The following is a 26,028-nucleotide window of genomic DNA, read 5'->3' as shown; positions in this document are numbered from 1 at the left end:
CTCTAAACTGAAAATAAGGCTAAAACTAGGCAATTTCAGGAACAAGGGCACCTTTTCTGTTGTTTTACTTTCGCTGATTTACTCAAGGTGAGTGGGCTTCTTAAAGTCATAGCAAATGCGTAATTTTGAGCCATGGACATTCTAACCGAAATACTGGAGCAGGAAGATGTGTTGCTGTTGGAGGAAACCACCGATGTACGCGAACTGGTGGTCTACAATGACGACGTGAACACGTTTGACCACGTGATCAACACGCTGGTGCAGGTGTGCCGCCATACCGCCGAACAGGCCGAGCAGTGCACCATGCTAATCCATTACAAAGGGAAATGCACGGTAAAGCTGGGCGACTTCACGGAGTTGCAGGCCATGTGCACCGCCATCCATGACCGGGGTATCTCAGCAGATATCGTTTAACCCCGAACCCAACGAATGAATTTTCCTTCCAAGCTGATTGAAAATGCGGTGGAGGAGCTGGCCAAACTGCCGGGCGTAGGAAAGAAAACCGCGCTCAGGTTAGTGTTGCACCTGCTCAAAGCCGAAACCGAAGATACCAAAAGCCTTTCTGAGGCCCTCACCCGCATGCGTACCAACATCAGGTACTGCAAAACCTGCCACAACATCTCAGACCATGAAATCTGCGGCATCTGCGCCAACCCGCTCCGTGACCGTACCATTCTGTGTGTGGTGAGCGATATGCGGGATGTGATTGCTATTGAGAATACCTCCCAGTTCAAAGGCGTGTACCACGTGCTGGGTGGTGTGATCTCCCCGTTAGAGGGCATCGGCCCCGCCGATTTGAACATCCAGAGTTTGGTGGAGCGCTTGCCCAAGTCTGAGGTGAAAGAAATCATCCTGGCCCTAAGCCCCACCATGGAAGGTGATACCACGTCTTTCTACCTCACCCGCAAACTCAAAGAATACCCGGCCCGCATTTCCAGCATCGCCCGGGGCGTGCCCGTAGGCGGTGAACTGGAATACACAGATGAAATCACCTTAGGCCGAAGTATCTTAGACCGGACGGCGTACAACCAAGGGTAGACTGCTTAAACTTAATTGAAATGGGAGGTAGAAGCATATTTTTATTAGCATTTCTATTACTAGGATTGAATGCTGCTTTTGGCCAAATTCCATTAAGTATTACGTCTACGGCTGACTCACTTGTGATTTCTAAGCTAGGTAATAAAGTATTCGAAAAGGTTAAATTTAACTGTCTTGACAGCGGTTTAAGGAAAGAGTATTACTTTATCGAAGAATGTAATGATGATACCTCTCTTTCTAAAAAAGAAAGAAGGAAAGCTGAAAACTACAGGAAAGAGGAGCTGAAGTTGACCTCTGCTTTACCCATTGACGAGTATGTGATTAGCTATACATTAAATCTTAGCCAGAATATAATCTATCCTTTTCAAGTAAAAATGGATGTAAATGGCAAGTTAAAAGGGAATCTAGAAATCCCAGATTGTTCAATAGACCCTAAACTTTGCAATCTCAAAGTAGATAGCTTGTCTGCGATTGCATTGGCTTCTAAGCTTGGCTTTATAAGGGGGCTGGGCCTTAAGGGTTCAAAAGTGAAATATATCCCAAAGTTTGGTAGATTTTTCTGGGAGGTGAAAACTGAACTATCTACAAATAGAGGAGAAGCAATTTATCTTGATGCAATTACTGGTGAGTATAACAAAAGCTTAGATGCTCAGTGGAGAAGAGTAGTCGTGAATTAACTTTAAGTTTTTACTGGTGCGTTTTCGGGCTCCAGATTTAAAATAGGCGCTAAAACAAGAAACTGAAAAAGCAGCGACATAGGTCGCTGCTTTTTTTTATGTTTGTAGAACCGTACGCGCCGCAGCGCGTTTCCCAAATCCGTTCCCTTTAGCATTGAAAGACCTTTCCGTCATCATTGTCAATTACAACGTCAGTTACTTTCTGGAGCAATGCCTGCTTTCCGTTAGAAAAGCGGTGCCTGGGCTCAACGTGGAAGTCTTTGTGGTGGACAATAATTCGGTAGATGACTCTGTGGAGATGGTGCGGCGTAGGTTCCCCGAAGTAATTCTGCTGGCCAACAAAGACAACCTGGGTTTCTCCAAGGCTAACAACCAGGCCATGCGGCAGGCACAGGGCAAATACATGCTACTGCTCAACCCAGACACGGTGGTGGAGGAAGACACCTTCCTGAAGTGTTTCCAGTACATGGAAGCTAACCCCAAAGCCGGGGCACTGGGCGTGAAAATGATGGACGGGGCCGGACAATATCTGCCAGAATCTAAGCGCGGGTTGCCCACGCCGTGGGTGTCGTTTACCAAGATGTTCGGGTTGGGCAAACTATTCCCTAATTCAAAATCATTCAACGGTTACTACATGGGCCATCTGCCCGAGCACGCAACCAACGAGGTGGATATTCTGGCCGGTGCCTACATGTTCATGCGCGCCGAAGCCCTGCAGAAAGTGGGCTTGCTGGACGAAAGTTTTTTCATGTACGGCGAAGACATTGACCTCTCGTACCGCATTCAGCAGGGCGGCTACCAGGTCATATATTCCCCAGAAACCCGCATTATCCATTACAAAGGCGAAAGTACCCGCAAAACCAGCGTGAACTACGTGTTCATGTTCTACCGCGCCATGATTCTCTTCGCCGAAAAGCATTTCAAAGGGCGGCAGGCACGAATTTTCTCTTTTCTGATTAAACTGGCTATTTACCTGCGGGCAGCAGTGGCGGTGGTGTCCAGGTGGGGCAGGCAGTTATTTCCTTTTCTGCTGGATGGTCTTTGCCTGGCGGCAGGCGTCGTGTTAGGCGCCAGCGCAGTGCCCGACCCGTTGGAACTGGCCTGGAGTTTTCCGTGGGCCGTGTATTTTTCGGTGTGGTTGGGCGCGGCGTTTTTCAGCGGGGCCTATGATGAGCCGCCGCGTTTGTACCGCTTGGTGCGTGGCATGGTGGTGGGCAGCGTCTTGATTATGGCGCTTTCCAGCATTGTGAGCATTGAGAATATTCTGGGCGTGGCCAACAAAAAGCACCTGTTACTGGCCATGTTTCTGGGCTTGGTGGGCATGGCAGGTTGGCGCATGGTCTGGCATTACAAAAAATACGGAAGCTGGTTTCTGGGCGAATCCAAAGCCAAACGCATAGCCGTAATTGGAAGCCCCAAGGAAGTGAAAAGAGCCAGCGCACTGCTGCGCGAAGTAGGGGCACAGGAGCCCATCGCTGCTTTAGAACCGCAGCACGCCGGCGCAGATTTGCACCAGATTCAGGAAATCATTCAGATTCATAAAATCAACGAGCTCATCTTCTGCGGAAAAGATTTGGCCATGTCCCAGATTATTGAGTGGATGGTGCAGATTCCGGACAATAACGTGGAATTCAAGATTCTGCCCGAGAACAGCACCTACATCATCGGCAGCAGTTCTAAAAACGCCCGTGGTGACTATTACGCCCTGCACCTGGAAATTAACCTCTATAACCCGTACCACCGGCGCAACAAAGTATTATTGAATGCCTTGCTGGGGCTTGTGTTTTTGGTGGCTTCTCCGATTCTTATCTGGAAGGTGAAAAAGAAAGGCCAGTTCCTGAAGAATTGCCTGGGCAACCTGTTTGGGCTGTACCAGTGGGTAGGCCTTAAAGCCACCGCCACGCCAGAAACACGGCCCGCGGTTTTGTCCCCGGTAGACAAGGTAAACAACCCAAACATTTCTGTGAACGCGGCCCGGCAGATTGAAGTGGTGTATGCCAAAGATTATACGCCGTATGCAGATCTCAGCATTATCTGGCAGAACATCTCCAAGCTGGGGAACCCCGTATAACCGGTGCCCGCCTATCTGGGAGTTTCCGTTTTTGGGCTCAATTCTGGAAACGGAGCCGAAAACGGAAAGTGAAACCAAAGCAATTAGGCTTTCGGTTTTCTTTTTAAATAAATCAGGGTAACTTTCTTTCTCACTTAGCCGCTGACGCTTTTATCTGCGGTGGTGAAGGTTTGTGGTTTTTGATTCGATTCTCTGCTAACTTTTATGGTAGATTAGGGTTTCGGTTAAAAATTTCCTTAAAAATTAATTTAAATACTATAAAATAGGTAAAAGGCTTTTATTTTTGGCCAGACCATAATCACTTCCAACCAATGATTACCACTGTACAATCACCCCTGTCTGACCGCATTACCTCCCTTGCTGAGTCTCAGACCATTGCCATGGCCAAAAAAGCGCGTGAACTGGCTGCCAAAGGCGTAGATGTGATCAACCTGAGTTTCGGCGAACCAGATTTTCAGACGCCGCAGCACATCAAAGATGCCGCCAAGAAAGCCATTGATGACGGCTACACGTTCTACACGCCCGTGGCCGGTTACCCAGACTTGCGCAAGGCCATTGCAGAGAAACTTCGCCGCGACAACGGCCTAGAGTACGGCCCGGAAAACATTGTGGTCTCCACGGGTGCCAAGCAGTCCATCGCCAACGCGGTCATGTGTCTGGTGAACCCCGGTGATGAAGTCCTGATTTTTTCGCCGTACTGGGTGAGCTACGAGGAAGTGGTGAAACTGGCCGAAGGCATTCCGGTAGCCGTGCAGGGCCGTCTGGAGAATGACTACAAAGTAACGCCGCAGCAGTTTGAAGACGCCATTACGTCTAATACCAAGCTGGTCATGTATTCCTCGCCCTGCAACCCAACCGGGTCTGTGTTTTCAAAAGACGAGTTGGCCGCGTTTGCCAAGATTCTGGAGAAACACCCCCAGATTCATGTGATTGCTGATGAAATCTACGAGTACATTAACTTCACCGGGGAGCATTACAGCCTGGCCAGATTTGAGGCCATTAAAGACCGCGTGATTACCGTGAACGGCTTTTCCAAAGGCTACGCCATGACCGGCTGGCGCGTGGGCTACATTGCGGCCCACAAAGACATTGCTGATGCCTGTGACAAAATGCAGAGCCAGATTACTTCCGGTACGTGTTCCATAGCCCAGAAAGCAGCGCAGGCGGCCCTGGAAGGCGGAAAAGCATCTGCTGAGGAAATGAGCGCGTCTTATCTTCGCCGCCGTGATTTGGTGCTGGATCTGATGAAAGACCTGCCGGGCTTTAAGACCTATGTGCCGAAGGGCGCGTTCTATATTTTCCCGGATGTGAGTCATTACTTCGGGACCACCACTACAGACGGCGTGACTATTGAAAATTCCAATGACCTGGCCATGTACCTGCTCAATGACGCGCACGTGTCTCTGGTAGACGGCGGCGGGTTTGGGGCACCGCAATGCGTGCGCTTCTCGTTTGCGGCCTCAGATGCCAAACTGATAGAAGCCATGGAACGCATTAAAGCCAGCTTGGCCAAGCTTTCGTAAGTAGCTTTTAAAATACGCGGCAATCTTATTCAACGGTTATTGCGCTGCTGGTTCTTTAGAATTGGCGGTGCAGTAACCGTTTTGTTTGGGGCCGGCGCCTAAATTTGGTTTCCTGCCAATGGAGAACAATTAGTATCTTCACGGCTCTTTTTAAGGGCGAAAATCAAATTTGCCCCCGCATACTTTGTATCCTTGACGTGAATTGAATGCCAGACCAACGTAGTTTCTCCTCTTTGTTTGACCGTTTCGCGCAGCTGCGGGTGTTGGTGGTGGGTGATGTGATGATTGATGCTTATCTCTGGGGGAAATCAACGCGCCTTTCGCCCGAAGCGCCCGTGCCCATTGTGAACCAAACCAAGGTAGAACAACGCCTGGGCGGGGCCGCCAACGTGGCTTTGAACGTGCAAAGCCTGGGCGCCACGCCGCTCCTTTGCTCCGTGGTAGGCGATGACCAAGACGGCGCCACGCTGGTGCGGCTACTGTTGGAACAAGGCCAAACCGATGAAGGTATTGTCTTGAGCCCAGAACGCCCCACCACCGTAAAACAACGCATTATCTCTGGCGGGCAACAATTGCTCAGAATTGATTCTGAAGTAGAAACTGATCTCACGGTTTTTGAGCACAGAGCCTTGGTACAGAAGTTTTCTGATTTACTGGAAACCGCCCACGTAGTCATCTTTGAAGACTATGACAAAGGCGTGCTCAGCGAAGCCGTCATCACAGAACTGTTGGCGCTTGCCAAAGAGAAAGGTGTGCCTACCGTAGTAGACCCCAAGAAAAGGAACTTTCTGTCTTACACCGGCTGCACGCTGTTCAAGCCCAATCTCAAAGAGCTCAAAGAAGGCCTTAAAGTAGATTTCACAGATTCTAACGCAGAAGCCTTTGAAGCCGCCGTGCAGCAGTTGCAAACGAAAATGGCGCTAGAGAACGTGCTGGTCACCCTCTCAGAACGTGGCGTGTTCTGCCAAGACCCAGCCGGTACCAAAACCTATCTAGACGCGCACATCAGGTCCATTTCTGACGTGTCTGGGGCCGGCGATACGGTGGTGAGCATTGCCGCGCTCAGTTTGGCTGTTGGTTTGCCGTTACCCGCCCTGGCAGAACTGGCTAATTTAGGCGGCGGCCTGGTCTGCGAACACGTAGGCGTGGTGCCCATTGACAAACACCAACTCCAGCAGGAAGCCGAAAAGTCTGACGTCTTAAAGCAGGAACTGGCCGACGTGGAGTTTTAAGTGCACCGCTACAAGCCTATTTGATAAATGTAGGGACAGGGCTTGACCTGTCCGTGCGCATTTCTGATCAATCGCATTTCTGATCAATCGCATTCCCGAGGGATTTTAATATTTGTTGCAAGGTGGGTCAACTGAGTAGGCTACCGTTCAGGACAGGTCAAGCCCTGTCCCTACCTTTTCAGGAATGCGAATTGACTATATACTTATGGCGCGGAAGTTACTTCCGTGCCTTTCGTTCTTTAGTCACGGAAGTAAATCCACGCCATAGAGGGCAATATTTTTCGGTATGTAGGGGCGTATAGCATACGCCCTGACGCATTCATGATAAATGCATGCTGTACATTTCATTGTAGGAAACGATTTGTCAGGGCCACCGCAAAGGGCGTATGCGATACGCCCCTACAATATCTTGGTTGAACAACTCAGAGTTCCAATTTTTGCCTCAAACTCTTGTTTAGACAATTCTCAAGGGGAAATACAAATTTGATAGGTGGGTTCATTTACCTTTCCTTCGCATTGCTCCACAAAAAAAACGGCCTCCCGCATCTACATGCAGGAGGCCGTTTTTGGCTTCATTTCCGGAAATGAGCCCGAAAACGCTTAGCGTTGGCTGTATTCTTTCACGGTCTGGATAAAGCATTTCACTTTCTCGGGGTCTGTGTCTGGGTACACGCCGTGGCCCAGGTTGGCAATGTGGCGGCCCGGCCCAAAGGCGTCCAGCATCTTTCTGGTTTCACGCTTTACGCCTTCAAAATCATTATACAACGCACAAGGGTCGAGGTTTCCCTGTAACGTTTTGGTGTCCCCGAAGAGTTGGCGGGCTTCTTTGATGTCCATGTTCCAGTCAAGGCCAATCACCTGGCAGTCTAGTTGCTTAAAGGCAGGCATGGAGAAAAATGCGCCCTTCGCGAAGACGGTCACGGGAACCTCAGTCAAAGCCGTGCAAATCTCCGCGATGTAGCGATACGAGAATTCCTGGTAATGGCCTGGCGGTAAAATGCCTGCCCAGGAATCAAAAATCTGGATTAGATCGGCGCCTGCCGTTACCTGGGCTTTGAGGTAGGCAATGGTAGTGTCTGTGATTTTGCGGAGGAGTTTATGGCTCAGTTCGGGCTCTTCGTAGAGCATTTTGCGGGCTTTGGAGAACGTTTTGGAGCCGCTGCCTTCCACCATGTAGGCAAAAATTGTCCAGGGTGCGCCTGCGAAACCGATCAAGGGCACACGTCCGTTGAGTTCGCGCTTGGTGACTTTAATGGCTTCCAGAACGTAATTGAGGTGTTCATACGGGTCGGCTACGCGCATATTCTCCACATCAGCGGCGGTTTGCACGGTTTTGGGGAACAAGGGGCCACGTTTCTCCACCATTTCATAGGTACAGCCCATGGCTTCGGGCACCACCAGAATATCAGAGAAAATAATGGCGGCGTCCACGTCCAGCAAATCAACGGGCTGAATAGTCACCTCGGCGGCCAAATCCGGCGTTTCCACCAATTCCTTGAACCCCGAAAGCCGCTCTCGCACGGCGCGGTATTCAGGTAAAATACGGCCGGCCTGGCGCATAAGCCAAACAGGGGTGCGTTCAGTGGGTTGGCCTAAGGCGGCGCGCAGGAAAAGGTCGTTCTTCAATTGCATGGCGCAAAGATACAGAATGGGAACCGAGACAGGAAATGAAGTACTACGTTTGCCCTTCGGTTTCCGTTTTTGGGCTCATTTCTAGAAATAAGCCCGAAAACGCATCAATAATTTTACGATTTAAAGAGCGCCAGCAAGGCCGTAATGATGAAACTCACGCCAATGGACAAGGTGATGAAGCCCATGATTTTCGCCAGCGCCGATAGGCCTGCTTTGCCCATGAACATCACCAGCCGCGGAGAGAACAGCAGAATCACGTAGGTCACAGTTCCCAGCAAGATAATGGCCAGAATGGTCAGGCCCATGTCCAGGAAGGTGAGGGATTTGGTGAAAAGGCTGATGACAATGGCAATGGAACCGGGGCCAGAGAGCAACGGCATGGCCAGCGGCGTGAAGGAGATGTCGGCTTTTTCCACGCCTTCGGCCACCACGTCTTTGGATATTTTCTTGCCTTCCTCGGCTCTGGGGTTGAGCAGTTCCAGGCCCGCGCGCATGATCATGATGCCGCCCGCAATGCGCAGGTCATGTATGCGCAGCCCAAAGAAATCAAGCACCGCCTGCCCGGCAATAAAGAAAACCGACAAGATCAGCACCATGTACATACAGGCGCGCAGGGCTTGCTGGTTACGATGCTGCGTGGAGTCGTCTTGGGTGAGGGTGAGGAACACGGGCATGGCCCCAAACGGGTTTACCACAGAGAAAAGCGCCGAAAACGTAGCAAGCAGGATTTCCATTGGCTCAAAATACGTAATTTGCCTAACTATTGCGGTACGGGCATAAAAAAAGGAGAACGTGGCCGCTCTCCTTTCTATTTATAGCAGGGTGGAAATTACATAAAGAAGCTAAACAAAGCCGCCCGCATCTGCGAGAAAAAGCCTTTAGAAGAAGAACGCGGTTCAACGTAGACTTGCTTTCCGCTTACCGTTTTGCTGGGTTGCTGTCTGAGCTGCAGGCGTTGCAAGGCTTTCACCAGCCAGGTTTTGCAAGATTCGTTGCGTTCTGCAATGCCTGAGACGCCCGGTTGCCACAGCTGTAACGTGCTTTGCTGGCTGAGCGATGGTACCAGGGCAAAAACGTGGGTCCGTTGCTGTTGGGCCAAAAGGGCAGACAACAGCGCGGCATCTGGCTCAAAGTTAAGCGCGGCGCGGCCGCCTAGCAGAATGATTTCCCGGGTGGAGTTTCTATGTTCCTTGAATTGGAGTTCATATTCCTCATAAGAAAAAGACCTAATCTCAATGGGCTTTGAATACTGGTTCTGTTGGTTAAGCGCATGGCAAAGAGAGCCAGCAAAGGCTTTGTCATCTTCTAACAGGAGCAAACGATACGGATGTGACATAAAGGGAAAATAATCGCTCTTGGGGAATATGCTTCAAAGTTGCATGTAAACTAGAAGCCCATACGGTTTATTAGCTAAGTTGGTTTTATGTAAAGCTGAATCAGTACTTTTACACGATGAATATCAAATAAGGCCTATATTTGTGTAATGGTATTATTTCAATAATAAAAATGATAAATCATAAACTGGGAATTTTAGGGGGAGGCCAACTGGGGCGCATGCTCATTCAAGCGGGCATTGATTTCAACCTGTCTATTAAGGCGCTGGACCCAGATCCCAATGCCCCGTGCCGGTTTCTGGTAGAGGAATTTGTGACAGGCAATCTGCTTGATTTTGAGACGGTTTACAGCTTCGGGAAGGGCTGCGACCTGGTCACCATTGAGATTGAGCACGTGAACGTGGACGCTCTTTTTCAATTACAGGCCGAAGGCGTGTTGGTTTACCCCAAACCGGAATCGTTGAAAATTATACAAGACAAAGGCCTGCAGAAAAATTTCTTCGTGGACCACGCCATTCCCACCGCTGAGTTCAGAATGTTAGCCGACGGCGCGACACCTCAGGACCACCTTGATTTTCTGCCGGCATTCCAGAAACTGCGCAAAGGCGGCTATGACGGAAACGGGGTGCAGCGCATTGCCTCAGAAAGTGATTTCAGCAAAGCGTTCACCGCGCCTTCGTTGCTTGAGAAACTGGTGCCGTTTGAGAAAGAAATCTCGGTGATTTGCGCGCGCAGTGCCAATGGGGAAGTGAAAGCGTTTCCGGTGGTGGAGCAGGTCATGCACCCAGAACACAATCTGGTAGACTACCTGCTGGCCCCGGCCCAGATTTCGTATAAACTGCAGCGCATGGCCATTGAGATTGCCACGCACGTGACCACTGCTCTGGACATGGTGGGCTTGCTGGCCGTGGAGATGTTTGTGACCCAAGACGGACAGGTGCTGGTGAACGAAGTGGCGCCCCGGCCCCACAACAGCGGCCACCACACCATGAAAGCCAACGCCACCTCACAATTTGAGCAACACCTGCGCGCCATTCTGGGCCTGCCCCTAGGCGACACTGACTTCCATTGCCCAGCCATTCTGGTGAATCTGTTGGGCGAAGCCGGCTATTCTGGTGAGGCCAAGTACCAGGGCCTGGAAGAAACGCTTAGAGAACCGGGCGTTTATTTGCATCTTTATGGAAAGAAATTCACCCGGCCGCATCGTAAGATGGGGCACCTCACCGTGCTGGCCCCCACCGTGGAGGAAGTGAAGCAGAAAGCAGACCACATCAAGAACCATTTAAAGATCATTGCATGAGCCAAGTAGAGAAAAGCCCCTCGCAGGTGGGCATCATCATGGGCAGCCAGTCTGACCTTAAAATAATGGCCGCCGCCGCCGATATACTGGAGCAACTCAACATTCCGTTTGACCTCACCATCGTGTCGGCGCACCGCACGCCGCACCGCATGTTTGAGTACGCTGAGGCCGCCCGCAAGAAAGGCCTGAAGGTGATTATTGCCGGGGCCGGTGGCGCTGCCCATTTGCCGGGCATGGTGGCGTCATTGACTACGTTGCCCGTGATAGGCGTGCCCATCAAATCCAGCAATTCTATTGACGGCTGGGATTCTGTCTTGTCTATCCTGCAGATGCCCAACGGCGTGCCCGTAGCCACCGTGGCCCTCAACGGCGCCGGAAACGCAGGTTTGCTGGCCGCCCAGATTCTAGGAACCAACAATGCCGTAGTAGCCGATGCCCTGGAGAAATACCGCACCACCCAGCGTGAGAAAGTGATGCGCTCCGTGGAACAACTGCACCGCGGCGACATTGACGTGGACTAACCCACCGTGTTGCATCTTCAAGAAATAACTTCTACTGCCACGCCTGAATTCCTTTGGGCGTGGCAGCTGTATGAAGAGGCCTTTCCGGCAGAAGAACGTCGGTCATTGAATCAACAAGAAGCACTTTTGGCAACTGATGATTACCAGTTTCTGGCAGTTCACACAGAAATTGGTCTGGCAGGGTTAGTCGGTATTTGGCACTTGGAGGAATTTACCTTTTTGGAACATGTGGCGGTTTCACCTTCGCAGCGCGGTGCTGGAATTGGTCAGAACTTGCTAGCCTTGCTCAAAATTCAGTTCCCAGGAAAGTGGGTGCTGGAAGTGGAGCCGCCCCTGAATGTTCTTAGCCAGCGCCGCATTGCCTTTTACCAACGCGCCGGGTTCGTTCTCAATGACTTCCCTTACCAACAACCACCTTACAGCCCAGAAAAATCCTGGGTACCGCTGCAGTTAATGTCCTTCCCGGGGGCATTGACTTCCAATGAGTGCCAACAAGTAGTGACCGCGTTGTACCATGAGGTGTACCAGGTAGCACCCTGATTTTTCCCGTTTTCGGGCTCATTTCCAGAAATGAGCCCGAAAACGGGAAGTCTCTAAAGACGAATTATCATGCGACTTGGGGCAATGCAACAATAATGCTGGAAGAAGATGGGGTGTTTTGCATCTATGAAACTATAATGTTGGAAGGCGTGTGAGAGGCAAAGTAGTACGTCTCTAAAATTTGCTTCTGCCCACCTTCGCCGTATACAACCGGAGCAACCATTAAATCCATGGCAGAAACGGCACACATTTATCTGATCAGGCACGCCAGGCCTTTGGTAGAGCGGTCGGGGTTTTTCAGCAAGGCGGCGGCTCAGCAATATCTGCAGGAGTACCAGGTAGCCGAAGTGGAGGAAATCTTGGAACGCCAGGAAGGCCTTCTGCCCCATGAAATAAACCGTGTGTTCTGCAGCCCGCTGCCCCGCGCCAAAGCCACCGCCCGTATGCTCTTCGGGCCAGATGTGGAATTGGTGGAAGATGCGGCGTTCAGGGAGTTTGAAAGCCGAATTGCCGGCTTGCCCATCGGTAAATTTCCTTTAGCCTGGTGGCAGGTGACGTCCAGAATGCTGTGGATGCTGGGCCTGAACCAGCGGGAGATAGAAAGTTTCAGAGACGCCCGCGCCCGTGCCACCCAGGTAGCCCAACGGCTGGCCCTGGAAGCGGAAGTACAAGGCTTGGCCGTATTGGTGGCCCACGGATTTTTAAACACGTTCATCAAGCGCACCCTCCGGCGCCAGGGCTGGAAAGTCCTTTCAGATAATGGCCGGCAGTTTCTGGGCATCACCCAACTGGAGAAAAAGCGGTAGCGTTTTCGGGCTCATTTTCAGAAATGAGCCCGAAAACGGAAATTCTCTTTATGCTTAAAACGGAAACGCCTTCCTGGGCTTGGGTGCTTTGCGCACAGAAGACGCGGCATAGCCACCGTCATACAGTTTCCCTAAGTTGATGTTGAGTTTCGCGGGCAGTTCTTCCTGGTGGCTGCAGTTGGTGTGTTCCAAGGCGCGCAAGGTCAACTCAGCACAGGCGTAGGAATCTGCCGCTGCCCGGTGGTGTTTGAACTGAATGCCGTGCCGGTTGCACAGTGATTTCAAGTCATATTTGGGCAAACCCTGCCACACCTGCTTGGAGAACTGCACGCTGCAGGCGTACTGCAATTCCGGGAAAGGCAATTGATAGGTGTTCAACGTGGCCCGTAGCACGCTCATGTCAAAGCTGGCATTATGCGCAATCACCAGTTGGTTCTGCAACAACGGCTGCAACTCGCGCCACACACCGTCAAACTCCGGGCTGTTCTTCACATCCTGGGGTTTTATGCCATGGATGGCGATGTTCCAGCTGTTGAAGTACGGGTAAGACTTCGGTTTGATAAGCCAGGCCTGCGTGCCCGCAATTTTGCCATTCTGCACGAAGGTCAAGCCAATCTCACACGGGCTGTCACGGTCTGCCGTGGCCGTCTCAAAGTCTAGGGTAATGAAGTTCATGCGCCTCTTTCTGGTTCAGGAACAAAGGTAAGAAGATGCTCCATGTTTAAATTAGCTTTTGCCTACCCTGACTCCAAGAGAGGGAATATTTTTGTGGTCATGTTACAAAATGCGCTTTTCTGGACAGCAATTTACCTACCTAAGCGTGTTTGAGAGCAGCAGTAGTGCTTTATGTGGTTTTAATTATATTTTCTTGATAAAAGTCTATGTTGCGTTTAGTCTTATAATATCATTTTTTGATATGGGATTGCCATATAGCTTGCATAAAAAATAAATATCTAAATTTTATGCAAAAAATCTACAACAGGCTTAAAATCCTACTCCTACTTTTAGCACTTGTTGGGTGCCAGAAAGAAGACCTACTGACTGAGCTTGAAACCAATTCTGACGCGCTGCGGGTGGAGCAGGCGCAGGCATGGTACACTGCAAACGCATCTACCCCAAGTATTGGTACTGCAGCCGCAAAGAAGAAAAAGCAGTTCCCGCCGTTCAATGCGCAATGGGGGAAGGCTGCAGAGACAGAGGACAAACGGTATTTTGTAGTGGAGGTGCCCATTAAGGCAGAGAAACGGTTAGCTTTCAAAATAAAGGGAACAGATGTTGCTCCCAACGGCGTGACCAGATTACTGGTCTTGAAAGACAAGAAAAACGGAAAGTTGGTGGCTGCGCTTATGCACGCGTACTCTACTACTGGTTCAGATATTAAAAGCTTTTCTTACAAGAGTAGGCCCAAAGATTTCAGCGGGCTGGTTTTCTATACCTCTTTGCAGGGGGAGTTGGTGAACGGGTACACATACGAGAAGGGAAAGATTATAGCGGCTTTGAAGCAGCCTGCGCAGGAGAGCTCTGCCCGCACATCATGTAGTGACTTCGGATATGTGGAGATTTGGGAAAGGACTTGCACCGTTAATTTGGAAGGGCCTGATTACTGTGGTGAGCCATATTATGTTGGAAGGGAGAGCGTTCCCTATTGCCAGACGTTCCAACCCGAAAGCTTGGATCCCGCGTTTGACCTGGGCGGCGGCGGCGGAGGGTATCAGGAGCCGGACAAAATAGTGGAGGATGTGTATGCGCCTACTGAAGAAGAATTAGAAAACGCTACTTACGAAAAACCATTTGCGCTTTTGCCTGATGTGCCGTGTGACATTGTCCAGCAGTGGGTGACTTTGGCCAAGTTTACGGTAACTCTAGCTCAAAAACAGAAGGTGGAGGGGATCGTTTCCCAGATTAGTGTTTACGCGCCCACTCCAACATCTGGCTATGGAGTGCCTGTTACTATTAATTACCTCTCGAAAGTCCTTGATATTGACAACGCCTTTAGTTCTGTGGTGAACATGGATTACTTTGGTGTGAAAGTCAATACACTTCCTGTCATAAATGGGCAGCAATTGACACCTCAACAATTTTTAAACCTCATAAGATTAAACATAAATAACTTTGTTGATAGTGAAAATTCCGAGTTTACTCCTTATAATCACTATAATATAGATGACCGAGCTTTATGGTCTTCCACTAATCCTTTAGGTGCTATTGTTAGTATTGACATCTTCGGACCGAGGAATGGCTCAGTCATCGTTTCAAACTACACTTCCAATAGTTGGACGTTCTCTACTCTTAAAGACCCTTTTAATGGGGTTCACCCTGTTAGTGGCAATCGACAGTTCGGGTATTCGACTAACTCAGACGGCAGTTATACTTTCTATACAAGAGGTGTAGACCGACTATCTGACATCTGGATAACAGCATCACAACCAACAGCTACAATAGGGATTCCTTTTAGCCAAGCAGATGCATTATGGACATCTTTCCAAGATAAAATAAAATTATATGTAAACAATAATGGTGGCTCCGCCTCGGCAAATAGCATTACAGAAAAGTATCGTCCAGATTGGTCGGCTCTGAAAGCTGTTGTAGATGGAAAGAAACCATTAAGTTCATTGTCAAATGATTGTAAGTAAAAAGTTTAGGTTTGCGCTGATTTGGGTACTGCTTTGCCTTCTTGTTATTCCAATCTTGAATGCCGGACTCTCCATTTTTACAATGATTATTTTCAATCCTGGTTATTATAAAGAGCCCTTATATAATTTTTCTGAACTTGTTTGGATGTGGACGCTTGTACTGTTTGGCTGGACACTACTAGTTTTTGTCGTTGTCCCATACTCAGGGCTTTATGTGTATGCTTCCCTTGGCCAGAAACATATTATTCTCCAAATGTTAGTGTTTTATGCATTACTTGTTTTTATGGGACTGATATTGCCAGAAGCCTCTATTGGGGAATCTTTTAATAGAGGTGACCACACCAGGATTTACGTGCTCTACTTCCTCACCACCCTTATTGTTTGCCCGATGTGCAACTTAGTGTTGAAACGATTGTTGAAAGCCAAGTAGCCAAAAACTTCCTTTTGATTAGACTGCCTTTTTGAGTCTTACAAAAAAAGCCCCACCGCAACGCGGTGAGGCTTTCTCAACTAAACCTATTTTTAATTACTTCACTTCTTCATAGTCCACATCGGTCACGGTATCACCGTTGTTAGAAGACTGGCCACCACTGGCGTTTCCGCCTGGTTGCTCAGCACCTCCGCCGAATCCTCCATCAGCACCGGGTTGTCCAGCTCCGCCGCTGGCCGCGTACATCTCTTGAGAAGCAGCTTGCCAAGCATTGTTGATGTTGGCCATGGCGCTGTCAATGGCGGCTAAGTCTTTAGACTCGTGCGCTTTCTTCAGCTCGGCCAGGGCACCTTCAATGGCGGTTTTGTTGCCTTCAGAAAGTTTGTCACCGTACTCGCTCAGTTGTTTCTCCGTCTGGAAAATCATGGAGTCGGCTTGGTTTACTTTTTCTACCTGCTCTTTGGCGGTGCGGTCAGACTCAGCGTTGGCTTCGGCCTCTTTGCGCATGCGCTCAATTTCTTCTTCAGACAGGCCAGACGATGCTTCAATTCTGATTTTCTGCTCTTTGCCGGTGCCTTTGTCTTTGGCAGACACGTGCAAGATACCATTGGCATCAATGTCAAACGTCACCTCAATCTGCGGAACGCCGCGTTGCGCTGGAGGCAAATCTGACAAGTGGAACCGACCGATGGTGCGGTTATCGCGGGCCATAGGGCGCTCGCCTTGCAGAACGTGAATCTCAACACTTGGCTGGTTGTCAGAGGCTGTGGAGAAAGTCTCAGATTTCTTGGTCGGGATAGTGGTGTTAGACTCAATCAACTTGGTCATCACACCGCCCATGGTCTCAATACCCAAAGAAAGAGGCGTTACGTCTAACAGAAGAACGTCTTTCACTTCACCGGTTAATACACCACCTTGAATAGCAGCACCAATGGCCACTACTTCATCTGGGTTTACACCTTTAGATGGTTTCTTACCGAAGAATTTCTCTACTTCCTCCTGAATTCTTGGGATACGGGTAGAACCACCCACCAAGATTACTTCGTCAATGTCAGATGGCTGCAAACCGGCGTCCTGCAAGGCTTTTCTAACCGGCTCCATAGAACGGCGTACCAGTGAATCTGCCAGTTGCTCAAATTTGGCGCGGGTCAGTTTGCGTACCAAGTGCTTAGGGCCCGTCTGGGTAGCGGTGATGTAGGGCAGGTTGATTTCGGTTTCAGACGATGAGGAAAGCTCAATCTTGGCTTTCTCAGCGGCTTCTTTCAAACGCTGCAACGCCATTGGGTCGGTGCGCAGGTCCATGTTCTCCTCAGCCTTGAACTCGTCAGCCAACCAGGCAATGATCACTTGGTCAAAGTCATCGCCACCAAGGTGCGTGTCACCGTTGGTAGACAATACTTCAAACACACCATCACCTAATTCCAGCACAGAGATATCAAAGGTACCACCACCCAGGTCATACACAGCAATTTTCTGGTCTGTGTGTTTTTTATCTAAACCGTACGCCAGAGCAGCGGCGGTAGGCTCGTTGATGATACGTTTTACCTCCAAACCGGCAATCTGACCGGCTTCTTTGGTGGCTTGGCGCTGCGCATCGTTGAAGTAGGCTGGTACGGTAATAACCGCCTCGGTCACAGTTGTGCCAAGATAATCTTCCGCGGTCTGCTTCATTTTCTGCAATACCATCGCTGATAACTCCTGTGGCGTGTACTCACGGTCACCGATCTTCACGCGTACGGTATTGTTGCTGCCCGCCTGCACGTTGTAAGAAACATGTTGGGTTTCGTCTTTCACTTCTGAGTACCCACGGCCCATGAAACGCTTGATACTGGCAATAGTATTTTGGGGGTTGGTGATGGCCTGACGCTTGGCGGGGTCTCCCACTTTACGCTCACCGTTCCCGTTGTCCAGGAAGGCCAGGATGGATGGAGTGGTCCGGCGACCTTCGCTGTTGGGGATCACCACTGGTTCGTTCCCTTCCATTACGGCCACGCACGAGTTGGTGGTTCCTAAGTCAATGCCTATGATTTTTCCCATTGTCTATAGTTTTAATATGTAGTTCCTGATTGTGTTCTGTTTGGCTCTGTGCTAACAAGACTTATGCCAACGGTTATTCGGCTGCCAATTGTGACACAATGTCATTTTTGGGGCAGGCGGGATGTTCCGGTACTTGCAGATTCGTCAGCGTATGGCAGGGTGGGCTGCGTTTTTGGCTTCCTTTCTGGAAATGAGCCCGAAAACGTAATGTACTTTTCACTGTCATCCTGAGCTTGTCGAAGGATCTAACGAGGATTCTTGCTAGTGCACGCCATTTGCCTTCCTTCCAAAATTCCGCTTTCTCCTGAGTTCTACAAGACAGCTTTTTTCATAGCCGGGCTCCGAGCGCTCACGGCCGCGAGGCCCAGCCTTCCCCTCTCGCGCTGTACCAGCTTCTTGGCGCCTTCGGCACCCGCCTGCCGGCGACGGAACCTGCTTAGGCGCTCGATGGAAAGGCTGGAAAAGGTGACCACCCCCAGCCCCTCCTAAGACAGGAGGGGAGCCTTTCTGTAAATTGCGTTTTCGGGCTCTAAATTTAAAATGGAGGCGAAACTGGAATTCTGTGGTTGGTTGTAGAGACCAGGCACTGCCTTGTCTCTACGGTTGAGGTCCCGACTGCTGTTGCTCAAAAGACCTCGTAGTGCGCGCAGCTCCTACGAGCGTCTTCGCCAATTCCGTTTTCGGGCTCATTTCCAGAAACAAGACCGAAAACGGAAACTTGACTTTTGACCAATTCATTGTCACTGTACCAACAGGTAACTTCAATAAAATCCACCTATCTTCTTTCAAAACAGAGACTGTTAATACAACTATCTATTGTCCTGCTGTTTAAAAATATTTCAGACAAAAAAATATCCCTATTTCATTTAAACCGACTTCTGGGAAAAAGGCAATGAAAAAGTGCTGAAATCATTGAACTAGCCTTTCTAAATCTTGGTTGGCATCTCAATCTCAAAAAGGATAAACCATTAATCTGTAAGAGTTTAACGATGATGCGAATGAAGGCAAACCAAGTGAAGAAAGCAGGGTTTAAAGTTTGGATGTTCATGTGGGCCTTCTCTATTTTTTGGCTCCCTTCCGTTACCGCTCAATCAATCCCCAATTATAGTCCCGGTGACTACCGAACCACCGCTGCCACCACGGTAAGCCAGTCAACCAGCAGCACCAACCTGGAAAGATTCACCGGCGACGGCACCTGGGAGCCTGCCACTTTTCCAATTCCCACTACTGCTAATATATACGTGTTGCACCCTGCGCAAATCACAGGCTCCCTGGAAGTTGCATCACTAATAATCACTGGCAACCAAACCCTGACAATTACTGCCGGCGCTAGCCTTAAGACCACCACAAGGTTGACTATTACGCCGTCTGCCACGCTTTTGATGGCAGGCGCAATTGAAAACCGAGGGGTATTGCAAGTGCAGGCCAATGCTAAACTGATACTACAGTCGCCCAGCTATTCTGCCGCTTCTCAGTTGTGGGCGGGAACCGAGGAAATAGATGCCAAATCTGAAATCCGGATAGAAAATGCAGCCTTGAATACTCCTTTGTTCAGTGGCAATCAACTTACCACTCAGGCGCACGGTTATTGGTTCGGGAAGCTGACGGTGGCTCCGGCAATTGCGGCGGCATGGCAATTAACAGATGGGAGCGGGGTGGTGGCCGCCAACTCAACGGTTATTCAGTTACCAACGGGTGGGTCCTTGCTGTTTTCGGCTGCGCCAAACGTTAACCTCAGCTTTGGGCAAGACCTGCAAATTAATGGCGGAACGGCTGCCTTGCAAAATCAGACGGCGGGCACGGGGCTGGTGACAGTGGCAGGTCATCTTAACCTTCAGAATTCAACGCTTACTTTAAACCAAACTTCCAGCGCTACGGCCGTCACCACGTTAGACTTGAAAGGCAACCTGAGCCTTGACGCCGCTTCGGCCATCATCAATAGTAGCACCGTCAATACCAGTACCAGCGGCATTCAGATGACAGGCTCAGCTTGGCAGCAAATAAAAGCCGATGGCCCGCTCAACCACGTGTCTTTATCTGTGAAAGCTGGCGCGAAAGTCCGGATGGCCCAAAACTTGGTCTTAAATCCCACAAATTCAGTGTATGCCGGAACGTTGGCCGTAGAAACCGGCGGAACCCTTGATTTTGGCCAGGATGCGACCGGTAACGGGTATGCTGTGCAAGGCCAAGGCACCTTTAAATTAGATCAGGGCGGAACGTTGCACATCACCAGCGCCCACGGCTTGAACAGCACCGGCACCACGGGCAACGTACAGGTCACCGCCAGCCGAAGACAAATCAGCCAGATCGCCACCTATATCTACAGCGGCAAATTACCGCAGCAAACAGGCAATGCCTACACCACGGCCACCACGGGTAAAATCTTCATCATTGACAATCCTACTTCGGTGACGTTGAATTCTAACATCGGGATTTCCAGCCACACAGCGCTGGCCCCAGACGGCGGACGATTAGAAATCAGACAGGGGAGGTTCATCACACCGGCAGGAATTGATGTGAGCAGTTCGGGCAAACTGGTCATGACAGGCGGCGTGTACCAGATTGGAACCGTGGGCGTGCCCGTGCCGCTTATGACCGGGGCCTATGAATTCTATGGCGGTGCGCTGGAACTGGCCGGCACCGGCGACCAGATTTTAAAAGGCAGCAAGATTTACTACCACGTTATTTTCGGTGGCACCAACACAGCGGGCGTGAACGCCAAGACCATTTCCTCTACCACCACCGTCAACCACAACGTTACTATTCTACCCAATGCTATTGTAGACATCAGCAACAAAGCCTTAAAAGGTGATGCTGGCTTGACTATGGCTGGCGGTTTGTTCAGAATCAGCAAAACGAGCGGGACTCTTCCGGAATTGACAGGCAAAAGCTCGCCCTACGCGCTTACCGGTGGCACCATTGAACTGTACGGCACAGTCTCAGGGCAGACGCAATCCATCAGGGGAACATATGGTAGTTCGCAGAAAGTGGTGTATCATAATTTGTTGCTCAATGCCACGCAAGCCAATACCGCCAATGATTTAGGAAACCAACTGCCCAGCGCCATTTTTGACGTGTCTGGTACCCTGACCGTGGCCGCGCCAACCGTGTTGCAGATTGCCAGCAACCGCGCCATTGGCGGAACCGGAAATTTTGTAGTGCAGCCCGGCGCTACCTTGTTATACGGGTCGGCGCAGGGCATTAAAACCAGCGGTACCGGTACCAATGACGGCAACATTAGAGTAAGCGGAACCAGAACGTTCTCCAGCGCCGCCAACTACGGCTTTGTGGGGACTTCTGAGATGGTTTCCGGCGATGGGCTGCCAGCCACGGTGGCTAATTTATTGGTGGCCAAATCTGGATTGGGCGTGACCTTGACCAATTCTGTGGCGGTGACCGAGGTTTTCACGCTAAAAAACGGATTATTTAAAACTGGCAGCAATGAATTGTCTATTACCAGCCTTTTACCAGACGCGTTGCAGTTGGCAGATTCATCGTTTTATATTCAGGGCAATTTACGAAGAGCGGTAGGCAGCAGCGGAAGTTACACATTTCCTGTGGGCAACTCAGAAGGCAAACGCCAGTTAACCATCAACTCCAACGGGCTTACCGGCAATAATTTCCAGAGTGTGCGGGTCGGTTTCGGGCCGTTGACCGGGCATAATGACGCTGATTTGCACATTGTGGAGACGGGGAACCGCTACACCAAAATTGAGCCGCAAGGCGTGTGGTTTGTGGAACCCAATGCGCAGCCCAGCTCCGGTAGTTTCACGGCCATGGCTTCGTTGAATGGTTTCGCAGACTTGTCAGACAATAAATTCGCGCTGCTGATCAGACCTTTGGCGTCGCAGAGTGGGGCCGATTGGTCTACCGGCGGTGGGGTACTGGATGCGCCTAACAAAGAAGGCCGAACCGTGGCAGGCGGCTATGCCAAGCGCAATTTCATCACGCCGTTCGGGCAATTGGGCATCGCAAACATAGAAACCACCTTGCCCGTGTCTTGGCTTTACGTGAAGGCCGAACGCAAAAACCAACACGTGCAACTGCACTGGGCCACCGCCTCTGAGATCAACAATGACCGTTTTGAGGTGGAAGTCTCCAGAGACGGAAAGCATTTCCAGACCATTGGCACCGTGAAGGGCAGCGGCAACAGCACGGTAGCGCAGCAGTATCAATTTAGGCATGCAAGTCCTGCACCGGGCGCCTTGTACTACCGTGTCAAGCAAATTGATTTCGACGCTAAATTTGAACACAGCAAGCTGGTTGCGGTGCAAGCCGGTGCCTCAGAAAACCAAGGAATGCAACTGGCGCTCTACCCCAACCCCGCGGTAGAATCCATCAAAATTCAAGGGTTGGAGGAAGCGGCAGAAGTGGAAATTTTCGATTTGAAGGGCAGACGCCTGGAAAAGCTGGTCTTGCACCAACAGCCTGAGGCCTCTACCATTTCAGTGAAACACCTGGCCACCGGGGCTTACATTCTGCACGTGCGGCAAGCCAACCAAGTGCATCGACTTCGGTTTGTGAAACAATAGTTTCTGTTTTCGGGCTCATTTCCAGAAATGAGCCCGAAAACGGAAATAGAAATCTGACCTCTATCTGTGAAACAGCAGGAACCGTCTTATCTAAGGCTAGTTCCTGCTGTTTTTGTTTGCGGTAGAGTTTCGCTTATTTTTAAGGCATGAACGTTGATCCGCTGGAACGCTTACGGCTGGCTGTATCGGGCCTTTATCCCTTGTCAGAAGAAGATTGGGCGGCTTTCTCGGCGCTTTGGAAGCCTTTTAACGCAGCTAGAAAACAGCCATTAACGGTGGCCGGTGACCCAGAGAAATACCTGTATTTCATCTTAGAGGGCGTTCAAAGAATCTATGCCCTGGATGAACAGGAGCGCGAGGCAACCTTGACGTTTACTTACCCCTCAAACTTCGGTGGGGTACTGGACGCCTTTCTATTGCAAAAGCCTTCTGCGTATTTTTATGAAACGCTGAGCGCCAGTAGTTTCCTCCGAATTTCTTACGCAGATCTGCAGCCTTTGGCAGAAACGTCACTGGCCATCAATGCTTTCTTGAGAAGTGGTTTGGCCCACAGCCTTTCTGGCGTGTTAGAGCGCTTGGTGGAGTTGCAGGCGTATTCCTCAGAGGATAAATTCAGGAAACTGCTCACCCGCAGCCCGCATATTTTGCAATTGGTGCCGCATAAATACCTGGCAAATTACCTGGGCATAGAGGCCACCAATTTCAGTAAGTTGCTCAACAAGGTGAAATTGTAAAACCTTGGTAATTACCAAGATTTTTGCGCGGGCGTTGCTCCACCTTTGCTTTATCATTAAAGGCAACCCCATTATGAAAAAGCAAAAATCAAAACTAGCCGCCCAGGGCTTCATTCTTTTATCGGCCTTGAGTTTATTATCTGTGAGCGTGATGGCCTTTGCCAACCCGCAAGCTGTCATGGATCTGGTGCAGGTGAAACTGGGAAACACAGATGCCTACAGCTCCATCAGGGGTGTATATGGCGGCGTGGGCCTCACCCTCACCATCTCCTTGGTGTACCTCATGCTCACCGATGTCAGGAAAGGCCTGTCTTTTCTGTGCTTGCTCTGGGGTTTCTATGCCCTGTCACGACTCATCACCATGTTCACCGAAGGCGCCTTGGGTACTTTTGGAACCCAATGGCTGTACACCGAAACGGCTTTCTTTATAACAGCGACATCACTACTTTTTTTGAACCGGAAGAAGCAGCATACGCCTCAAATTCTGGCGGTCAGGTAAGTGTATTTCCGTTTTCGGGCTCATTTCTGAAAACGAAGCCAAAAACGCCAAGGGCGCGACGGTCAGACCATCGCGCCCTTGGCGTTTTATACTATATGCTGAGCGTTTAATATGCGCGGCCTTCTTTGTTTTCCATGAAATTCACGAAGGCGCGGTTCACCACTTTCATGCCGCCGGGCGTAGGGTAGTTGCCCGTGAAGTACCAGTCGCCTATGTGGTTGGGGCAGGCTTCATGCAGGCCTTCAATGGTCTGGAAAATCACTTCCACTTCGGCTTTCACATCAGAGGCTTTCACAATCTGGGCCACTTTGGCGCTGATCTGCTCGGGAGTGAATTCGCTGTAGAGTTCCTGCACAAAGTTGTGGGTGCGGGCTTCGCCGGAGGCCAAACCTGCCAGACATTTCTGGTAGACTTCCTTGGCCAGGTCTTGTTTGCCCTGGTCCTTGAGCAAGCCCATCATAGCTCTAAATGCGACAAACTCCTTCATTTTAGACATGTCAATGCCGTAGCAGTCTGGGTAGCGTATTTGCGGGGCGCAGGAAACTACTATGATTTTCTTGGGCTGCAGGCGGTCCAGCATTCTGATGATGCTTTTCTCCAGCGTAGTGCCGCGCACAATAGAGTCATCAATCACCACCACGGTGTCCACGCCTTTTTTCACCACTTCATAGGTAGTGTCATAGACGTGGGCCACCAAGTCATCTCTGGAAGAATCATCAGAGATAAAAGTGCGCAGCTTTGCGTCTTTGATGACCAGTTTTTCAATGCGCGGTTTAAACGAAAGAATGTTGTCTAGTTTCTCGTCACTGAGGTTTTCTTCTTTTAAGGCTTTCCGGCGGTACGTGCGCAGGTAATCTTCCACGCCTTCCATCATGCCCAAAAATGAAGTCTCAGCGGTGTTGGGAATGTAGGAGAAAACGGTGTTCTCCAGGTCATAATTGACCGCTTCCAGAATGGTGGGGCACAAGATTTTGCCCAGGCGTTTGCGTTCCTGGTAAATCTCGGGGTCATTGCCGCGGGAGAAATAAATGCGCTCAAAGCTGCAGGATTTCTTCTCCAGGGCGGGCAATACTTCTTTTTCTTCGGCCTCGCCGTTTTTGCCAATGATCAGGGCATGGCCCGGCGTAATCTCTTTGATTTGGCTGTACTCAATGCCAAATGCGGTTTTAATGGCAGGTTTCTCTGAGGCAATGACCACCACTTCGTCATCCATGTAATAATAGGCCGGTCTAATGCCCGAGGGGTCGCGCACCACAAAAGCAGCACCGTAGCCGGTGAGGCCCGCCATGGCATAGCCGCCGTCAAAGTCTTTGCAGGCCCGGCGCAGCACGCGTTGCAAGTCCAGGTTTTCCTCTATTAAATGGGTGATTTCCTGGTTGCTGTGGTCAGGTTTGTAGTAGTCAAAGAGGCGTTGGTTTTCCTCGTCCAGGAAGTGACCGATTTTTTCCAGAACTGTGACGGTGTCAATTTTTTGCTTGGGGTGTTGGCCCAGGTTGGTGAGCACGTTGAAGAGCTCGTCTACGTTGGTCATGTTGAAGTTACCGGCCACGGCCAGGCTTCTGTTGCGCCAGTTGTTCTCGCGCAGCATGGGGTGGCAGTTGTCTACGCTGTTCTCACCGTGAGTGCCGTAACGCAAGTGACCCAAATAGACATCGCCTAAAAACGGAAGCTGTTCCTGCAGCCAAGAAATGTCACTGGAGTTGGAGGGATTGTGCCGGCGGCATTTGTTGTATTTGTCACTCATCTTCCCGAAGATGGCGTCAATGGCCTTGGTCTTGACGGAGCGGTAGCGGGCAATGTACTCGGTGCCGGGCTTGGCGGTGATTTTTATGCTGGCGAAACCCGCGCCGTCTTGCCCCCGGTTGTGCTGTTTCTCCATAAGCAGGTACATCTTCTGTATACCGTACATGGGGGTTCCGTATTTCTGGGCGTAATACGAAAGGGGCTTGCGGAGCCTGACCAGGGCAATTCCGCATTCATGCTTGATGGCATCACTCATGGTAGATCAATTTAGGCAGGAAACCACAATTTTATGGTTTCCGTGACTCCCAGTGCGCCTCTGCGGGAAGCACCCAACGGGAATACAAAGTAAGGTTAAAAATACGTACGCACCCAAGGGAAAACCCATTTAAAATTACGGTTGTGGCTTAGGTTGGCAGCGGTTCTGAGATGCGCACTCCTTCTTAATTTGAAACTTTATACTTCTGCCAGGCCAGCCTATCTTTCTTATGTTTCTGCTGGCAGCTACTTGTCTCTTACTTCGCTTTATCTTTTCTTACTTTTCCGTTTTCGGGCTCATTTTCAGAAATGAGCCCGAAAACGGATGTCTTTCTCTACCGCAAGTTTAGCGTTAGTGTAACTTGTGGTTTTACAAGTTGTAAGTTTATAAACTTACGTCAGTTGATAAACTGACCCAGTTTTTTACCACAAGTTACGCTAGCGCTAAACTTGCCCTCTATGGCGCGGATTTACTTCCGCGTCTTATAAAA

The 26,028-nt window shown here is 50.2% G+C and carries 21 protein-coding genes; 15 read left to right on the top strand and 6 right to left on the bottom strand.

Features of this window, described 5'->3' with window-relative positions; genetic code table 11:
* Nucleotides 1-132: 132 nt before the first annotated feature.
* From IMY23_RS08405 to IMY23_RS08380, 6 genes are all read left to right on the top strand, one after another.
* Nucleotides 133-414: an ATP-dependent Clp protease adaptor ClpS gene (locus IMY23_RS08405; protein WP_192821652.1), complete on the top strand. Its 282-nt coding sequence runs from the start codon at nucleotides 133-135 to the stop codon at nucleotides 412-414.
* 15 nt (nucleotides 415-429) lie between these two features.
* Entirely contained in the window at nucleotides 430-1,038 is a 609-nt protein-coding gene (gene recR / locus IMY23_RS08400; protein ID WP_192821651.1) for a recombination mediator RecR, read from the top strand.
* A 20-nt stretch (nucleotides 1,039-1,058) separates the two neighbouring features.
* Nucleotides 1,059-1,715: a hypothetical protein gene (locus IMY23_RS08395; protein ID WP_192821650.1), complete on the top strand. Its 657-nt coding sequence runs from the start codon at nucleotides 1,059-1,061 to the stop codon at nucleotides 1,713-1,715.
* A gap of 154 nt (nucleotides 1,716-1,869) precedes the next feature.
* Nucleotides 1,870-3,786, top strand: a complete 1,917-nt coding sequence (locus IMY23_RS08390) for a glycosyltransferase (protein WP_192821649.1) — start codon at nucleotides 1,870-1,872, stop codon at nucleotides 3,784-3,786.
* 311 nt (nucleotides 3,787-4,097) lie between these two features.
* Nucleotides 4,098-5,309: a pyridoxal phosphate-dependent aminotransferase gene (locus IMY23_RS08385; RefSeq protein WP_192821648.1), complete on the top strand. Its 1,212-nt coding sequence runs from the start codon at nucleotides 4,098-4,100 to the stop codon at nucleotides 5,307-5,309.
* Between the two features lie 206 nt (nucleotides 5,310-5,515).
* Nucleotides 5,516-6,541, top strand: a complete 1,026-nt coding sequence (locus IMY23_RS08380) for a bifunctional heptose 7-phosphate kinase/heptose 1-phosphate adenyltransferase (RefSeq protein WP_192821647.1) — start codon at nucleotides 5,516-5,518, stop codon at nucleotides 6,539-6,541.
* A 600-nt stretch (nucleotides 6,542-7,141) separates the two neighbouring features.
* Here the strand turns inward: IMY23_RS08380 and hemE are convergent.
* The 3 genes from hemE to IMY23_RS08365 form a co-directional block, all read right to left on the bottom strand.
* Complete coding sequence (gene hemE, locus IMY23_RS08375) at nucleotides 7,142-8,173, bottom strand: uroporphyrinogen decarboxylase (protein ID WP_192821646.1); 1,032 nt, start codon at nucleotides 8,171-8,173, stop codon at nucleotides 7,142-7,144.
* A gap of 113 nt (nucleotides 8,174-8,286) precedes the next feature.
* The gene (locus tag IMY23_RS08370; protein ID WP_192821645.1) at nucleotides 8,287-8,907 is read right to left on the bottom strand and encodes a MarC family protein; all 621 of its coding nucleotides are present in this window, start codon (nucleotides 8,905-8,907) and stop codon (nucleotides 8,287-8,289) included.
* A gap of 95 nt (nucleotides 8,908-9,002) precedes the next feature.
* Nucleotides 9,003-9,509 carry a hypothetical protein gene (locus IMY23_RS08365; protein ID WP_192821644.1) on the bottom strand — a complete coding sequence of 169 codons (507 nt, stop codon included), beginning with the start codon at nucleotides 9,507-9,509 and terminating at the stop codon, nucleotides 9,003-9,005.
* A gap of 170 nt (nucleotides 9,510-9,679) precedes the next feature.
* Here IMY23_RS08365 and IMY23_RS08360 point away from each other — a divergent pair, with 170 nt between their 5' ends.
* The 4 genes from IMY23_RS08360 (at nucleotide 9,680) to IMY23_RS08345 (ending at nucleotide 12,674) form a co-directional block, all read left to right on the top strand.
* On the top strand, nucleotides 9,680-10,807 hold the full coding sequence (locus tag IMY23_RS08360; RefSeq protein ID WP_192821643.1) for a 5-(carboxyamino)imidazole ribonucleotide synthase: 1,128 nt from the start codon (nucleotides 9,680-9,682) through the stop codon (nucleotides 10,805-10,807).
* Nucleotides 10,804-11,328, top strand: coding sequence for a 5-(carboxyamino)imidazole ribonucleotide mutase (gene purE / locus IMY23_RS08355; protein WP_192821642.1), 525 nt, complete (start codon nucleotides 10,804-10,806; stop codon nucleotides 11,326-11,328). The genes IMY23_RS08360 and purE overlap by 4 nt, the downstream gene beginning before the upstream one ends.
* A 6-nt stretch (nucleotides 11,329-11,334) precedes the next feature.
* The gene (locus IMY23_RS08350; RefSeq protein ID WP_192821641.1) at nucleotides 11,335-11,868 is read left to right on the top strand and encodes a GNAT family N-acetyltransferase; all 534 of its coding nucleotides are present in this window, start codon (nucleotides 11,335-11,337) and stop codon (nucleotides 11,866-11,868) included.
* Nucleotides 11,869-12,098: 230 nt separating this feature from the next.
* Entirely contained in the window at nucleotides 12,099-12,674 is a 576-nt protein-coding gene (locus tag IMY23_RS08345) for a histidine phosphatase family protein (RefSeq protein ID WP_192821640.1), read from the top strand.
* 54 nt (nucleotides 12,675-12,728) lie between these two features.
* Here the strand turns inward: IMY23_RS08345 and IMY23_RS08340 are convergent, their stop codons facing one another.
* Nucleotides 12,729-13,349: a 3'-5' exonuclease gene (locus IMY23_RS08340; RefSeq protein WP_192821639.1), complete on the bottom strand. Its 621-nt coding sequence runs from the start codon at nucleotides 13,347-13,349 to the stop codon at nucleotides 12,729-12,731.
* 287 nt (nucleotides 13,350-13,636) lie between these two features.
* Between IMY23_RS08340 and IMY23_RS08335 the strand changes: the two genes are divergently transcribed.
* Both IMY23_RS08335 and IMY23_RS08330 read left to right on the top strand, forming a co-directional pair.
* Nucleotides 13,637-15,307, top strand: a complete 1,671-nt coding sequence (locus IMY23_RS08335; RefSeq protein WP_192821638.1) for a hypothetical protein — start codon at nucleotides 13,637-13,639, stop codon at nucleotides 15,305-15,307.
* The gene (locus IMY23_RS08330) at nucleotides 15,294-15,737 is read left to right on the top strand and encodes a hypothetical protein (protein ID WP_192821637.1); all 444 of its coding nucleotides are present in this window, start codon (nucleotides 15,294-15,296) and stop codon (nucleotides 15,735-15,737) included. The genes IMY23_RS08335 and IMY23_RS08330 overlap by 14 nt, the downstream gene beginning before the upstream one ends.
* Before the next feature lie 96 nt (nucleotides 15,738-15,833).
* On the opposite strand, the gene dnaK is transcribed toward IMY23_RS08330, so the two are convergent.
* The gene (gene dnaK / locus IMY23_RS08325; protein ID WP_192821636.1) at nucleotides 15,834-17,774 is read right to left on the bottom strand and encodes a molecular chaperone DnaK; all 1,941 of its coding nucleotides are present in this window, start codon (nucleotides 17,772-17,774) and stop codon (nucleotides 15,834-15,836) included.
* Between the two features lie 998 nt (nucleotides 17,775-18,772).
* On the opposite strand from dnaK, the gene IMY23_RS08320 reads away from it, so the two are divergent.
* The 3 genes from IMY23_RS08320 (at nucleotide 18,773) to IMY23_RS08310 (ending at nucleotide 23,539) form a co-directional block, all read left to right on the top strand.
* The gene (locus IMY23_RS08320; protein WP_192821635.1) at nucleotides 18,773-22,306 is read left to right on the top strand and encodes a T9SS type A sorting domain-containing protein; all 3,534 of its coding nucleotides are present in this window, start codon (nucleotides 18,773-18,775) and stop codon (nucleotides 22,304-22,306) included.
* A gap of 146 nt (nucleotides 22,307-22,452) precedes the next feature.
* Nucleotides 22,453-23,040, top strand: coding sequence for a Crp/Fnr family transcriptional regulator (locus IMY23_RS08315; RefSeq protein WP_192821634.1), 588 nt, complete (start codon nucleotides 22,453-22,455; stop codon nucleotides 23,038-23,040).
* Nucleotides 23,041-23,113: 73 nt separating this feature from the next.
* Nucleotides 23,114-23,539, top strand: a complete 426-nt coding sequence (locus IMY23_RS08310; protein ID WP_192821633.1) for a DUF4345 domain-containing protein — start codon at nucleotides 23,114-23,116, stop codon at nucleotides 23,537-23,539.
* A gap of 106 nt (nucleotides 23,540-23,645) precedes the next feature.
* Here the strand turns inward: IMY23_RS08310 and IMY23_RS08305 are convergent, their stop codons facing one another.
* Nucleotides 23,646-25,538: an amidophosphoribosyltransferase gene (locus IMY23_RS08305; RefSeq protein ID WP_192821632.1), complete on the bottom strand. Its 1,893-nt coding sequence runs from the start codon at nucleotides 25,536-25,538 to the stop codon at nucleotides 23,646-23,648.
* Between the last annotated feature and the right edge of the window lie 490 nt (nucleotides 25,539-26,028).

The organism is Rufibacter sp. LB8, from assembly GCF_014876185.1.
Classification (GTDB): Bacteria; Bacteroidota; Bacteroidia; order Cytophagales; family Hymenobacteraceae; genus Nibribacter.
This window is presented reverse-complemented; position numbering and strand designations above follow the sequence as displayed.